13 protein-coding genes are annotated in these 14,667 nt (G+C 51.2%); 2 read left to right on the forward strand and 11 right to left on the reverse strand.

What is annotated here, in order from left to right:
- Positions 1-36: 36 nt before the first annotated feature.
- From DFQ01_RS09255 to DFQ01_RS09280, 6 genes are all read right to left on the reverse strand, one after another.
- Entirely contained in the window at positions 37-1,017 is a 981-nt protein-coding gene (locus DFQ01_RS09255) for a formylglycine-generating enzyme family protein (protein WP_110043612.1), read from the reverse strand.
- A 44-nt stretch (positions 1,018-1,061) separates the two neighbouring features.
- On the reverse strand, positions 1,062-3,077 hold the full coding sequence (locus tag DFQ01_RS09260) for an alpha-L-arabinofuranosidase C-terminal domain-containing protein (RefSeq protein WP_110043613.1): 2,016 nt from the start codon (positions 3,075-3,077) through the stop codon (positions 1,062-1,064).
- A gap of 33 nt (positions 3,078-3,110) precedes the next feature.
- The gene (locus tag DFQ01_RS09265; protein ID WP_110043614.1) at positions 3,111-4,031 is read right to left on the reverse strand and encodes a carbohydrate ABC transporter permease; all 921 of its coding nucleotides are present in this window, start codon (positions 4,029-4,031) and stop codon (positions 3,111-3,113) included.
- Entirely contained in the window at positions 4,025-4,942 is a 918-nt protein-coding gene (locus tag DFQ01_RS09270) for an ABC transporter permease (protein WP_110043615.1), read from the reverse strand. The genes DFQ01_RS09265 and DFQ01_RS09270 overlap by 7 nt, the downstream gene beginning before the upstream one ends.
- 114 nt (positions 4,943-5,056) lie before the next feature.
- Positions 5,057-6,700 carry an extracellular solute-binding protein gene (locus DFQ01_RS09275; protein WP_245946593.1) on the reverse strand — a complete coding sequence of 548 codons (1,644 nt, stop codon included), beginning with the start codon at positions 6,698-6,700 and terminating at the stop codon, positions 5,057-5,059.
- A 255-nt stretch (positions 6,701-6,955) separates the two neighbouring features.
- A complete protein-coding gene (locus tag DFQ01_RS09280) occupies positions 6,956-7,816 on the reverse strand; it encodes an AraC family transcriptional regulator (RefSeq protein WP_110043616.1) in 861 nt (286 codons plus the stop codon).
- A 184-nt stretch (positions 7,817-8,000) separates the two neighbouring features.
- Here DFQ01_RS09280 and DFQ01_RS09285 point away from each other — a divergent pair, with 184 nt between their 5' ends.
- Positions 8,001-8,330: a hypothetical protein gene (locus DFQ01_RS09285; protein WP_110043617.1), complete on the forward strand. Its 330-nt coding sequence runs from the start codon at positions 8,001-8,003 to the stop codon at positions 8,328-8,330.
- 232 nt (positions 8,331-8,562) lie between these two features.
- Here the strand turns inward: DFQ01_RS09285 and DFQ01_RS09290 are convergent, their stop codons facing one another.
- Both DFQ01_RS09290 and DFQ01_RS09295 read right to left on the reverse strand, forming a co-directional pair.
- Entirely contained in the window at positions 8,563-8,778 is a 216-nt protein-coding gene (locus DFQ01_RS09290) for a hypothetical protein (protein WP_110043618.1), read from the reverse strand.
- A 228-nt stretch (positions 8,779-9,006) separates the two neighbouring features.
- A complete protein-coding gene (locus DFQ01_RS09295; RefSeq protein WP_110043619.1) occupies positions 9,007-9,645 on the reverse strand; it encodes a DUF975 family protein in 639 nt (212 codons plus the stop codon).
- Positions 9,646-9,962: 317 nt separating this feature from the next.
- Here DFQ01_RS09295 and DFQ01_RS09300 point away from each other — a divergent pair, with 317 nt between their 5' ends.
- Positions 9,963-10,979, forward strand: coding sequence for an ankyrin repeat domain-containing protein (locus tag DFQ01_RS09300; protein ID WP_425452376.1), 1,017 nt, complete (start codon positions 9,963-9,965; stop codon positions 10,977-10,979).
- On the opposite strand, the gene DFQ01_RS09305 is transcribed toward DFQ01_RS09300, so the two are convergent.
- The 3 genes from DFQ01_RS09305 to DFQ01_RS09315 form a co-directional block, all read right to left on the reverse strand.
- Positions 10,976-11,596, reverse strand: a complete 621-nt coding sequence (locus DFQ01_RS09305) for a M15 family metallopeptidase (protein WP_110043620.1) — start codon at positions 11,594-11,596, stop codon at positions 10,976-10,978. The two genes, DFQ01_RS09300 and DFQ01_RS09305, sit on opposite strands and share 4 nt — an antisense overlap.
- Before the next feature lie 340 nt (positions 11,597-11,936).
- A complete protein-coding gene (locus tag DFQ01_RS09310; RefSeq protein WP_110043621.1) occupies positions 11,937-13,712 on the reverse strand; it encodes a glycerophosphodiester phosphodiesterase in 1,776 nt (591 codons plus the stop codon).
- A 165-nt stretch (positions 13,713-13,877) separates the two neighbouring features.
- Positions 13,878-14,495: an NUDIX hydrolase gene (locus DFQ01_RS09315; protein WP_110043622.1), complete on the reverse strand. Its 618-nt coding sequence runs from the start codon at positions 14,493-14,495 to the stop codon at positions 13,878-13,880.
- Positions 14,496-14,667 lie beyond the last annotated feature (172 nt).

A 14,667-nucleotide genomic window follows, 5' to 3' on the forward strand; every position in this document is an offset into this window, starting at 1 on the left:
GAATGTAAGTGGGTATAAATCGTGTTGGCGGCGTATCTATACGGAAGCCGCTATGCGAAATCCCATGTTGCCCGTAGAGCTGTCAGGTGTATTCTTGCTCCTGGCTGCCGTTCGGTAGCGGTTGCAATACGAGTCATGGCACAGGTAAGAGCCGCCTCGTATGGACCGGCTGCCGGTCGGTTCGGAGCCATAGGGACTCTCAATAGATGTAATGCGATGATAATCCGCCGAGAACCAGTCCGCGCACCATTCCCACACGTTCCCAACCATGTTGAATAGACCGTATCCGTTCGGCTGGTACGCTTGTACCGGAGCGGTACTTATATACCCGTCATCTGCGCGATTCTCGATGGGGAATTCGCCCTGCCAGATATTGCAGCGATGCTCGCCGCCTGGCGTCAGCTCATTTCCCCAAGGATAAGTCGCCTCTGCGAGACCTCCGCGGGCCGCGAATTCCCACTCGGCTTCAGTCGGCAGTCTGACGCCGGCCCATAGGCAGTAGGCGGCTGCGTCGTTCCAGGAGATGTGCACGACCGGATGATCCGAGCGATTCGCCAGCGAGGAGTCAGGTCCTTCCGGATGAAGCCAGTTCGCTCCATGAACGACCAGCCACCAGGGAGTCTGCGGTGGGAACTGTGTCACCTTGCGTCTTGTTTCTTGCGAGACGAGCATATGGAAAACGAACGACCAGCCGAAACGCTCGGCTTCGGTTCGATACCCGGTCTGCTCGACGAACTGCGAGAATTCATGATTCGTTACGGCATGAGGCGAGATCAGGAAGGGCTTCAATGTGACCCATCGGGGCGGTCCTTCGCCGTCTTCTGGGAAGCTCTCCGCCGCATCTGTTCCCATCCGGAACGTGCCACCTGCCAGGCGCACCATTTTCGCGCGAATATGCTCCCGGCTCTTGGCAGCATTCGTTGGCGAAGGCAATTCCTTGGTATCGCGGACCGTTTTATCGGAGACGATCTCTCTCCCCGCTGCGCAGCAGGAAGGGCGCACTTGAAGTTGACGCATGGCTTCTGCACTTCCTTTCCGAAATCCGGGCAATAATGGCGAACTCAACGATGGAATTCCAGTACATAGACCGAATGAGGCTTCATGTCGAGAATGGGAGGTTGACCTGCACGATTATAGGCTAGGCGCCGTTCCTGCATCACGACGGCTTCCGGTTCGAACACGGAATTAATCGCTTCGAAGTCGTCGCCGGTCAGTTCCCACACGATGGCATCGCCGGTTTCTTCGAATAGTCCCACCGACAATACAGCCTCAACGGGCTCCAGACCGCGGTTCACGGCGAATATCGTCAGTGTTGTTCCCGCCTCGTTGAGAGCAGCTGCAACATCCAGCACCGATGCCGGGCTCGGATCAATGGCGAAGCGATTCGATCCGGCGGTCCAATCGTACGTGTCGCAATCCGTCGTCACTGGCACGATGCGGGAGATGCTGCGATTGGCATATGCCTTCATCACATGGAAAGTCGGCGTGCCGTACGCGACGCGGCTGCGTCCGCTCCAGCCAGGAACCTTGCCGCGATATTGATCCGCATAGACATCTCCGATGCGGATGCAGCCGCCAAGCCAGCCGTTGACGAGATCGGAGAAGCTGCCGATCTCCACGAGATGGGACTGCCGCAGAAACTCGTTCAAGTTCGTTGCATTGGCGACCGCTGCCTCCAGCGTATGCTCCATAGGACGATCTTTACGGATCGTATTCGGGTAGTACATCGTGTTGTATTCCGTAATGGCCAGCTTCATATGTGCGTAAGCCGGGTCTTCTTCGATAAGCGCCGCTGTGCTGCCGATGATGGATCGGCTCACTTCCGCGAACGAGACGACTGCGGGATACCGCGTTTCCTTCGGCGTCTCCGGCAGAATGCCGACCGTGCCGTGGCCATGATAAATGTGCAGCGTCAGCATATCGATCTTATCCGCCGAACGTTCGAGCAGTATACGATTCCATTCGGGATCGCAATCGCCGCAGGCGAGCAGGACGATGTTGGGATCGGTGGCTTTCATCGCGTTCGCGAATTGGTTGTAGCGATGCGCGAACTCCTCGGCCGTGCAATGACCATGCTGCCAATGGCCGTAAATCTCGTTGCCGATTTCCCAATATCTAACGCCATACGGCTCAGGGTGTCCATTGCGCGCGCGCAGCGCCCCGTAGACCGTATCGATGCTTCCATTGCAATATTCGAGCCAAGCCGCTGCTTCCTCGGGAGTTCCCGTCCCGGCGTTGACGCAAATGAGCGGCTCCGTGTTCGTATCCCGGCAGAATGCCAGAAACTCGTCCGTGCCAAAATATTTGTTCGTCCATCCGCCCCAAGCTTCATTGATCATATTCGGGCGCTCCAGCACGGGGCCGATCGCGTCCTCGAAGTGATAAGCGCTAATGTAGTTGCCCGCGAGACGCATCATGCCAGGCTTTAGCTGCTTCGTCAGCTCGACGACATCCCGTTTGACGTACCCGATGCTGTCCGAAGGAAGCAGAGAGATGTGATCGAGCCAGATCGTTCCCGAACCAATTGCATCACGCCAACGATCCTCTTCGGATGTGAGGATGATTCGGAATTCAGCCCGTTCACAGGACCGGCTAATCTGCAATTCAGCCTCATACGTCTGCCATCGATGTCCACGAAGCGTTATGTTGACAGTGCCAAGCAGCTCTCCTGTCTCCCGATCGACGATCTCGCACACGGCAGAGGGCAGATCAATGGCCGCCCGCGCCACGATGTGTAAGCGGTACGTCATGCCGCCTTCCACGCTGACGTGCTGGCCGATCCCGCCTCGGCACTGATCCGCACTCAGGATGCGAATGCGCTGGCTGTGGCCGGAATGGCGAGGCGCTGCAGGTTCTAGCGCGTACTCGGTATTTTTACCATCGGTAACCGCATGCCAGCCGGAAGATACGCCACGCCCGTCGGCTTCGTCCTCGAAGTCCATGTCCTTCAGCACGAAGGCAAGCATAGCGTCCATATGGTCGCGAATGTCCTCTACGAAATGGCCAAAAACGTAAGGATTAATGCGATGTGCCGAAGGCCGTTCGGCATGCACCGTAATTGCAGCCCGTCTACTCATTGTGTTCTCTCCATTCTGTTGGTGGTGAACGCGCTATTCTTTAATGGAACCGATCATGACACCTTTCACAAAATGCTTCTGCACGAACGGATACATCATAATGACAGGAATGCTTGCGATAATGATAAGGCCGTATTTGATGCTCTCAGCCAGCAGCAGCTTCTCGGTCATCCCAAACGTGGAGCCGGAGCTGTCCAAGTAACTGCTCTGACTGACGATCAGAATTTCACGCAGCACAAGCTGCAGCGGATAAAGGGCGTCATCCCGCAAATAGATGAGTGCGTTAAAGAAGGCATTCCACTGATTGACGGCATAGAACAGCACCATGACGGCGATGATCGGCTTCGACAGCGGCAGAATAATGTGAAGCAGCAGTCTCGTGTTCGTGCAGCCGTCTATCATGGAAGCCTCTTGCAGCTCCCATGGAATGCTGTTCTGGAAGTACGTCCGCATGACGATCAGGTTATAGGTAGCGATTGCGGTAGGCACGATCATCGCCCACATCGTATCGACGAGATGAAGATTTTTGACAACGAGATAAGTAGGGATCATTCCGCCGTTGAAGAACATCGTGAATGTAATCAGGAACATTAGAATACGCCGTCCTGGAAGGTCCCGACGGGACAGTGGGTAGGCCGCCAGCGTCGTCATGGTGACGTTGATTATCGTACCGACACCTGTATAGAGAAGCGTGTTGCGGTATCCCGTCCAAACCGCGTCGTATCGGAATATTTCCTTGTACGCGTCGAGTGTGAAGCCTACCGGCAGCAGCCATAGATCACCGTTCATCACTCGCACGGGGTCGCTGAAGGATGCGCTCAAGACGAACAGCAGCGGATACAGCACGATTAGCATGATGAGCCCGGCGATGGCGTAGACGATAAAGTCGAACACACGCTCACCAGCCACGGAGGCCGATCTGCGGCGCGTTACAATTGTTTGTTGATTTACCATAGACTCGTCTCCGCCTTTCTGCGAGCGTAGCCGTTAATAAGAACCAGCAGTGTAAAGTTGATCGCCGAATTGAACAGACCGACGGCGGCGCTGTAGCTGAAGTCGCCTTGCAGAATCCCGTTGTTATAGATGAAAGTCTGGATAACATCACTCGCACCGCGGTTGAGATCGTTCTGCATGAGCAGAATTTTCTCGAAGCCGACGTTCATGAACGCACCGACATCGAGGATCAGCATGATGATCATAATCGGCGTAATGCCAGGCAATGAGATATGCCATAATCGGCGAAGGCGGCTAGCGCCGTCTACCATTGCAGCTTCGTATAGATGCGGATTAATGCCGCTAAGCGCGGCAATATAAATAATGGAAGCCCAACCCATGTTCTGCCAAATGTTAGAGCCGACGAGAATCGTCTTGAACCAGCCTTCGCTCTCCATGAATGGTACGGATTCGAAGCCGAATGCGTTAAGAATCAAATTCACGAAGCCGGATTTCGGATCCAGAAACAGCTGAAGCATGCCGACGATAACGACGACGGAGATGAAGTGCGGCATGTAGGTTATATTTTGCAGCAGCTTCTTGAAGCGCTGGCTTCGGATCTCGGTAACGAGGAGAGCCAGTAGAATGGGTATCGGAAATGCAATGAGTAAAGAAAGCAGGCTGATGCTCACCGTATTCCAGAGCAGTCGGCCGAAGTAATACGAAGAGAAAAAACGATCGAAATTGTCGAACCCGACCCAGTCGCTGCCGGTAATTCCTTTGACAGGAATGTAGTCTCGGAATGCGATCTGGACCCCATACATCGGGCCATACTGGAAAACGACGTACCAGGCTACCGGAAGCAGCAGCATCAGGTACAAATCATATCGGGATAACGCTCTCTTCCAGGCTCTGCGCCAATTCTCCATCATGAAGCCCTCTCTTCCTGCGATGTCTCGCTGGATTCTGATGCGAACGTATCGTGGAAACGGCCGCTCTGCCAATCACCCCGGTGAGAGAGATCTGCGAGCGGCCCATTCGTTCGCTTACTTGTTCTTGTCGTATGCTTCCTGATAGATCTTCTCCAGCTGTCCAAGGTTCATCTTCTCGAGCGTCTTCACGTAGTCATCCCACTTATCAAAGGAGAGCGCGCCGGTAATGAATTTGGAGCTGTTCTCCAGCACGTAGATATCGATATCTTGACGCAAGGTGTTGACTTCTTTGGACGTCTTCTCATCGAAGATCGGTGCACCGTAAATTTCCTTAGGCAGGTATGGTTCGAGTGCTTCCTGCGCCGCCTGGACTTCCTTCGGATTGATCGCCGACGAGTTGAGCTCGCTGATCAGGTGCGGCGCTCCGCCGCCCGGCCACGGCGAGAATTGTCCGATCGTCGTACCTGTGCCGCGAGAGTCGGTTAGAATCTCATCCGTATATTCCGGCTTTCCGTCGCTTTGCAGGTTGTACGTCTGTCCTTCGATGCCGTAACGGAAGAAGATGGAGCCTTCATCGCCATAGAAGTAGTCGATCCAGCGAATGGTTGCCTCCGGATTCTTGTTCACAGATGTAATGGCGAAAGCGCCGAAGTCACGCGCGACCGGTTTGCCGAATGCTTTGCGGTCTCCGTTCGGACCGGCCACCGGCGCAATGCCGACATAGTCATCCTTCTTCGAAGTGAACGGATCGTTCGCTTGGTTGGCGAAGAAGCCGAGGTTGCCAGAGCCCATCTTCGCAATGTATTGGGCTTCCGTCTGCGTGAACACCTCGTGATCCAGAAGATTCTCCGTGTACAGCTGATTGACGAATTGCAGCAGTTCCTTGAATTCCGGGTTATCGAACCAGATGTCCACCTTGTCATTATTGATGTTGAGATCGTAGCCCATCTGCTGGTCCAATCCCCAAGAGCCGATGAACTGGTTGATGATGCTGTTACCGACGATGTCCTTGTCTTTGCGCCGCGCGGACAACGGAATTTCGTCCTTCTCGCCATTGCCGTTCGGGTCGTTGTCGCGGAATGCCCGCAGCACGTTCAGCAGCTCGTCGGTCGTCTCCGGCGCCTTGAGTCCAAGCTTATTCAGCCATGTCTGGTTAATCCAGAACTTATCTGTTCTGCCGGAGCCAAGCGTTACAATCGCTGGCAGTGCATAGATATGACCGTCCGGAGCGGTAATGGATGACTTGATCTCCGGATATTGCTCCAGCAGTCCCTTCAGGTTAGGTGCGTACTGGTTGATCAGGTCCTCTAGTGGAATCAGCATGCCGGATGAACCGTATTTGACCGCCTCAAGCTGTGTAATGCCTGCCTTGAACAGCGCGTCCGGCAGCTCGTTGGAGGCGAACAGCAGGTTCTTACGTTCAACGAAGCCTTCCGTCGGAACGTCCTCCCATTCCACATCGATATTCGTCAGCTTCTCGTATTCTTGGAACACGAGCATGTCTTCGTAAGGACCGTTCGGCGGCGATTTCTGCGCGAACATCTTCAGCTTGATCGGCTCTTGCACGATCGGGAATCCGCTTGCGGATGCATTTGAGGCATTGCTGTCTGAATCGCTTGTCTCTGTCGTGCCTGCTTGCGACGGACTTGTGCCCGCACTGGTTTCTTCTTTGTCGCTGCCCGAGGAGCATGCGGTAACGGCGCTTGCTAGCATGAGGACAGATAAGAGATAGCCGGTCTTCTTCTTCCAGTTTGTCATTTCTGAGAACCCCCTACAGGTGTTTATGGAAACACTCCAATTACGTATGGAAAGCAATGCTTTCACAATTGCAGCAATACCAAGCGGCAGCTGCAAATGGCTGAAGGGCCTTTCGTAAGGTACGATCGGTCGGTGTGGTGAATCCACAAAATGTTTGCTTATTATTCACACCAATTTACTATGCTTTATGCGCATAGGTTTATATTAATCCGAACATTTGTGGAATAAAATATCAATTTGTCTGATCGCGATTTGTCATTTTGTCTGGTCTTGGAGGTAACGACTCGGCGGCATTCCGTACTGCTTGCCGAAGGCGCGGGAGAACGAGTATAGGTCTGGATATCCGAGCGACAAAGCGATTTCGGTTATGCTGTATGCCTCACTTCTGAGCATCGCAACAGCCCGTTCCATGCGCAGCTTCGTCAAGTACTGCTGCGGCCCCATGCCGGTAAGCCGCGTCATCTCGCTGTATAGATGAGAGCGGTGAACGCCGGAGGCACGTACAATATCTGCGACGGCGATTCCCTCCATGTAGTGCGTTCGGATGTAATCGAGCGTTGCGTTGATCCACTTATCGGTGCTTTTATTGACTGGTTCGGGGTCACGGGTCGTGTGCAAAATGCCGAACAGCCTATAAATAGATGCGCTTAGCTGAAAGTCGTCGTCGGCATTCTCTCCTCGCATGAACGATAAGGTTTGCTGAATCGAGGCTTCCGTATCGGGCGTCAGCCGCTGGCGAGAATAGGGTAGATCGAGGCTGATACCGAGACGGTCAAGCAGATCAGGTGCCTGCGTTCCGTTGAATGCCAGCCAGTACATCCGCAGCCGAACAGGTTCATCCAAAGGCTCGCCACGGCGATACAAATACCTCTGATTCGGATACAGACAGAATACATCTCCTGCATGAAGTGTCACTGATCCGCCGGGGTATTCGAGATAGAGTGACCCCTCAATGATGAAGTGAACGGAGTAGCACTCGATGATTTTCGGCCCGACGATATACGCCGCTTTGGCTCTGTTCCATCCTGCCCGGACAGGCCATAAGCCTCCCTTCTTCTCGAACGGAGAAGCTGTATAGTAAATGTGCTCAGCGAATTCATGATCGAATTCTTTCATAGCAGATCACACTCCTTATGTTCTAAAACTAACTATTCATAGTATAATAGTCGCATTTTAGAAAACAACATTCTTATTGCCAATGAACGGGATCAGCTGGTTGAAAAATATTTTCCCAGCACCTTGCATTACCTATAATTCCAAGTATAATACTAGGTATATAGGTGAGGATGGAGATGAGCTTATGATCTCAACCGGAACATTCGAGAGACAATGGATGGATGATTATTTGGATTTGCTGAACTACGCGAGGCAGATTGGAGACAATGCGTGGCAGCAAGAAATAATAAATACGATGAACGATGCTAAGCATCGTATGGAGCAAGAATCGCTTGAACGTCGACGGGAAGAGTTGTGGCAGCAGTTCGATGCCATAAACGCCAAGATGCTGGAGTTGTATCGGCAGCTGCGTGAGACGGAGAATGCTTCAATCGCGGAGCGATTATCCGAGGAAGTGTGGGAGCTGAAGACACGGCGAATCGAAATCGGCAGGCAGCTATACGCCATCCGATAATAAATCTGGTCCAAATAAAAAAGCCCGCATGCAGTTAACCGCTCTGTCGGACATCGGGTATTGCTATGCATTTGTTAAGATCGGTGCGCGTGCAGTCGTCTGCTCCGCAGCAGCGTAAGTAAACCAGTACGGATCCATGGTCAGATGGATATGTACACCTACATAAATGTAACCCAATTTCGCAAATTCGGCAACCGCTTGTGTTTGATTGCTCCTTGGCAGAGGAGAAATCTTATACGGCGGTTTCTTTCATTTGACGCATCATGCTCATCATCATCGTCATCATTTCGTCGCATTGCTGCATATTAGCCATCATTGCGTCCATATCCATCATGTCCATCATGTTCATTTCTTGCATTTGGTCCATCATCATCTGCATGTTCTTCATCTTGCACATCATCTCATCCATACACATCGACATCATCATTTTCATCGACATCATTTCCATCTTCGCACACATCCTTATTATGGATAAATTTACTTTCGAATAGTAGATTAACGGATTTGGTCGAAATACACAAGATATTTTTTGATAAAATGTTGATTTTATTTCTATATGTATGTTAGTATATTGGGTTTATTATTCCGCTTTGGTTGATTGGTTTTATTGTAATTTAGACGAGCGCGAGGCAAAAAAGAAGCGGATCCTGATAGCAGGTATCCGCTTCTTTTGCCATTATGACTTAGAGAGATCAAGTGGAGCAGGCGGTTTCTCGCCTTGGTTGTTCACTTCATCATAGAAGTGAGCCGACGCAACCGATATATAAGCTCCGAGCCAGAGATAGCCGATACCCAGCGTCAGTATGCACAGCAGCGCCCAGCCGATGAACGTGAGCTGGAGAACGAACAGGCGCCATTTGTGGCCGACCATCATCTCTTTGCTGCGGCGAATCGCTTCGAGCGGACTTATATTCGGATTATCCGTCAGAATGTAGTAAGCCTGCGAATAGCGATAAGCGGCGATGATGCCAGGGATAATCAGCAGCAGTGTCCACAGGCAGATAAAGATGGCCATCAGAATGTACAGCAGGAAGGCTTTGCCCGGATTATTGAACCCTTGATATATAGACTTGGCCGGGGGCTTCTGATGGCGGGAGATACCCAGGAAGAAGGCTGCTGTCCCCAATGCTATCATCCCTGCAATCACGTAGCTCATAATATCGCCAGCGACTTTTAGTGTGTGAGAGAAAAGTCCGAGAAAGGCCAGAATGAAAGATGGAATAGAAGCGAGCAGTATTGCGCCAACTGATTTGCCCCATTGTCCCCGCAAGCTTTCTCTAGCTCGTCTGCGAAACTCAGAGTAAGAAACGTTCAAGTTGTTATCCTCCTAATGACTTGTATACTTAACAGCTTATTGCAGCAAGGCCACTTTTATATTCGACGATTTGGTCGAATAACCTCTTTTTTTGTCGATGGTAAGTTGGCTGTACTACGTGACGTCTTCAAGAAGGTAAGGTGAAAGTGCTGGCCTTTTATAGATAAGTACGCAAATATGACGGGCTAGATTCAGATTTTGAGGATAGTTACGGGAATTTGTATGCTCGCGGAGTACTATGCTTGATCGTTTCATCGCTTAAGTCAGCTAACGTATGCGAGATATAATAGGAAAAGCTCAGTAGGTAGGAAAGGGGAGTGCGTGCTTTGAAGGAAAATGATACGGATACCTATCCGCCAGGTTCGGTCATACCGTTTCAACTATTAAACAGTGCCTTTGAGAGCGAACAATTGGATAAGGTCATGTACATCATAGACAATTACACGATTGATCATTATAACGATAAGGATGATCCTGTAATCGTTAATGCCGCCCGGCGCGGCAATAAAACGCTATTCGAGAAGCTTATTAAGCTCGGTGCTGATATTAACGCAATGAATCATGTGAAATCTTCGGCCGTGAAGAGCGCTCTTTACTCTCGGAATTATGAGGGCATCCGTGCCTTGCTTGAGCTGGGCTTCGAGATGAAATCTTATTCTGGTGGTGCGGCTCTTCGCTCGGCAGCATGGGACGGTGAATTCGCAATGGTTCGCCTTTTCGTCGATTATGGAGCGGATGTCAACTTCAGCGGCAAGGATCAGGTGTTTCCGTATTGTCCAACGCCGATTCAAATGGCCGCATCCGGCAACCATTTCGAAATCGTCAAATATTTGGTGGAGCACGGCGCGGATGTAACGATCAAAGACAAGTATGGTGGACGTGCGTTTCTAGAGGCGAAGCAGCTCAAAAATCAAGAAATGATGGCTTACATTAAACAGTTCGAGCCAGCAATCTGGCATGAGGCGGACAAACGTGCTGCAGAACTAAAAAAGATGGGACTACCATCGGACATCGTCAAATGGCTCGGAACCGAGAGCCGTCGAATCGATCTTCCCGATAATGGCTCGGTGGAATATATCGAGTTCGAAACGATCTTTGATGTGAAGGAGATACATTGGCAGGATAGAGTGTTTCTGGATTTCACCAAAGAAGTTGAAGGCTTTGACAGTACAGGCTTTATCATTTGGATTCCAGACCAGAAATGTTTAGGCAGCTTAGATGTCGAGCATGATGAACTTGTCACATTTGAGGGAGTAAAGTGGCAGAAGTTCATCAAGAAGCTCCCTATCATTATTGAGCATGTGTTGGATGGCGCGCCGATCGATGAGCTTTAAGCCTCTTCCTCCGCACTCATCGACGGATAATGCCCGTTCTTAAGCTGACGGATGCTGTATCCGAAATCCATTTGGAGGTGGGGATTATCTTTGAATCCTTCCCAGTCGCCGCCCCATGTGAAGCCGAGCTTCTTGGCAATATCGACGACCTCCATCCAGTCCGCGCGGCCATTGCCGTTGCCGTCATACCCCATGTCCCAGATGACATCATTGCTTGGCGTCCGCAATGCGAAATCAATGGCAAGACCGTAGTTGTGGTACGACTCGCCGCCCTTTACCTGGGTCACAACTACACCGCTGTCCTCGCGTCCTTGGCGGTACAGCGCATCCTGCTCGGCGGAGCTGCGGAAGCCGTCGGTGATGACAACCTCAATACCAAGCTTCGAGGCTTCATCGACCAATTGGTCGATGGCCTGCGCAACGGCAGGATGAAGCTCGGTTGGTGGAGGCAGCTCCTCAGAGGGACCTTGCCGATATAACCATACAGCGGCGGCGACCAGCAGAGCCAGTGCTATGAGGACCAGCAGATTTATTCTCGGCCAAGGATATGTATGCGAAGAGCGTACTCTTGATCTCACAGGAGCGGTATAGTCTGAACTTTGTTTCATTTGCTGCATCACGATAAGGGCCTGCCTTTCTTCCGTACGAAGGAATGGTGGTCGGCTTATAGAACAAGCTGATATTCCTATTGTAGAAGAAACTTTCTTAAATAATCTTCAAGCAAAACTTAAAGTTAACTTAAGATTTTCAATTGTTGGGAAAAGAATAGCAGAGTAGACTGTTCTCCGTAACGGTCTCAGGGTCAGCCCCTACGCACCGACTAAGGTCGAGGAACTGCCACGACCGCATTGCATACGAACTTAAACATAGGGTTCCTGTCTATGAAAAAAGCCGGCAACGTCGCGCGCCATCAGGCGAGGACAATGCCGGCTTTATCTTTTCCGAAATCTACACGATCTATAGATCAATTCCGACCATCGATTGCGCCATTGCTGGCGTATCGGTAATAATGCCATCTACCTCGAACTTGAGCATTTCTTTCAGATTGTGGCGTCCGTTCACCGTCCATACCCAGACCTCGCGTCCGGCATTATGGGCCTGATCCAAGAGCTGCTTCGTCACCATGATCTGCTCAACGGTGTAGAAATCGACGTCCAGCGAAGAGAGATTCCCAACGGCAAAATACATGATTTGACCGATTCGGATCTCGGGCGCCAGCTGGCGGATTTGCCGCAGTGTGCTGCTGTCGAACGACTGAATGTACACGTCTTGTTCCATTCCGAAATCATGGACCAGCTGAACGACTTCCTTCACGAGCGGTTCGCTCGGTCCGGTCGGCTTCAAATCAATCAGCAGCTTAATTTGCCCTTGTGCTTCGGCAAGCACTTCCTCAAGCGTCGCGATAGGGATAGAAGCGCCTTCCTCATCAAGGCCCAGGGAGAGCTTGCTCACTTGGGCATAGGTCAGGTCGGACACACTGCTCTTCACACCCGTCATGCGGTAAAGTGTAGCGTCGTGATTCAGGACAGCTACACCGTCCTTGGTCAATTGAACATCGATCTCGACCGATTGGATACCTTGTTCGATTGAGCTTAGAATTGCCGGCATGGAGTTCTCCGGTGCGAATTCGATGTCGCCTCCGCGATGCGCCGAGATCAGCACGCTCCATTTGGCATAGACCAGATGGCTGCTTGCCTTGACACCAACGAATATCATCAGAGATACATAGATGACGCCGATTACGGCGAATAACGTTCGTCTGCGCGTGTACCGTCTCGCGGCGTCGGCGAGATTATGCTCCCAGCGCCCGATGAAACTGCGATACAGCCGAAGGTGATCGCGCGGCGCTTGCCCCCGTTCTCGTCCGAACACATAGAACAGGCGCGTCAACACGATGATGTTCAGCGGCATGATCGCCAGCGTCAGCATGTATGTAAGCATGGAGGTGAGCGTTAATGAATAATGCTCGGTGAATGCCTTAAGAACGTTATGGTTGAGCCAATAAGGTAAGAACGACAAGGATGAGAGCGCCGCAAAGCCAGTACCGATGACGAGTACATTAATGAGAAACAACGAGACGAGAACCCTTGATTGCTTCCCCCTTGTCAGATCGAGACTGCTTCGAATGGCGGCGCCGACCGATCGGCCCTCCAGGACGATGAAGTGAAGCACGAACACCCATCGCATAATCAAGTAAACCGCCGCGGTCAAAATAACAACGTACACGATCGACATGACCAGCGATAAATGCAGCACATTGCGCTCAAGGAAAATCGGTACGTTGAATAGCGCATAGAACGACTCCGACATCGGCGAGTCGACGAACGGGATCAGCACGAGCAATAAAATAACGAGCTGCACGGAACCGACGCCCAGCAGTCGCGGCGTCTGGCGAAGCGCCGTCAGTAGCGCGTCAGTAATGGCGACCCGATTGCCAAAATACCGCTGCTGGACAAGAACAACGAGCACACATAGCTCGATGAATACGGCGAATGATGCGATTAGACCAATCGCAATGAGTCCGACCATACCCTGCCAGTTCAATCCGAGCTCCGCAATATCTTCATTCATGAGCGAGCCAGAACCGATGACCGTAAGAACACGGTTGAAGATCAGCGTAATGATCGGAATAATGATGACACTAGTAAGCAGCATATATAAATATTCGAAAAATAGCAGCTTCGGATAAGCAGCACGGAAGTCGCGGATGCTTCGACTGAGCAGCTTGAGCATGGCGTTCATCCTTTCTTCAATGCAGCACTTGATCAATAGTTGTACTAATAAAAATACAATATTGACTGTTATAATACCAGTTTATGACGAACAAGACCGGACAGCATCCTCGATAGAGGGCCGACCGGTCCGATTATATGCTTTATTTTTGGTAGAGTGGTTTGATTAGTCGACAATGACTTCTTTGTTCGGATTATGTAAGTATTCGAACATCAATTGAAGCTGCTTCAGCGTATTGCGTTCCGCAGACAGCTCGGGCAGATTATGCTCCTCGAAGAAGTCGACAGCACTGGTCTCAAGGCCGATCTGAGCGTCACCGCCGATGATTTCGCATTGGATGAATATTTTGTAGATATGATAAGGTTCGGGCGGGTGGTTGTGGAACTTCTTGTCCAGCACGGCCAGCAGTCGAACCGGTCGAACCGTATAACCGGATTCCTCACGAACCTCCTTAACCGCGACCTCTGTCGGGGAAAGTCCAATATCGGCCCATCCGCCGGGGAGAGACCAGGCTCCGTCCATCTTCTCGCGAACGAGCAATAGTTTACCCTGCTGGAACACGACTGCTCTTATATCGACCTTCGGAGTGGCATAGCCGGTATCGCTGGCAAAGGTAAGTTTGATCTTCTCGTCTGAGGTTATGGAGTAATTCGCTAGGATGTCGATGCTCAGCTCTCGGAGGATCTCATACCGCTCAATGTCGTATACATCCTTGGCATAGGTCAGTCCCGTTTGTGCAATGGCTTGTATTTGCTTGGCCCATTCCAGCCATTTCAATTCCATTGGTTATTCCTCCTTATCCCTGCTGGACCAGTTATTACTATTATCATACTACAACCTCTAGATATAACCTACATATTATTATCTACATATTGATTACCCGGCGATCATGCGTACGACTCTTTTATTTCTCATTTACTCGCCTCTATGCAAGGGATAATATGGAGGTAGAAGT

The sequence above is a fragment of the Paenibacillus cellulosilyticus genome, from assembly GCF_003182255.1.
Lineage (GTDB): Bacteria > Bacillota > Bacilli > Paenibacillales > Paenibacillaceae > Paenibacillus_T > Paenibacillus_T cellulosilyticus.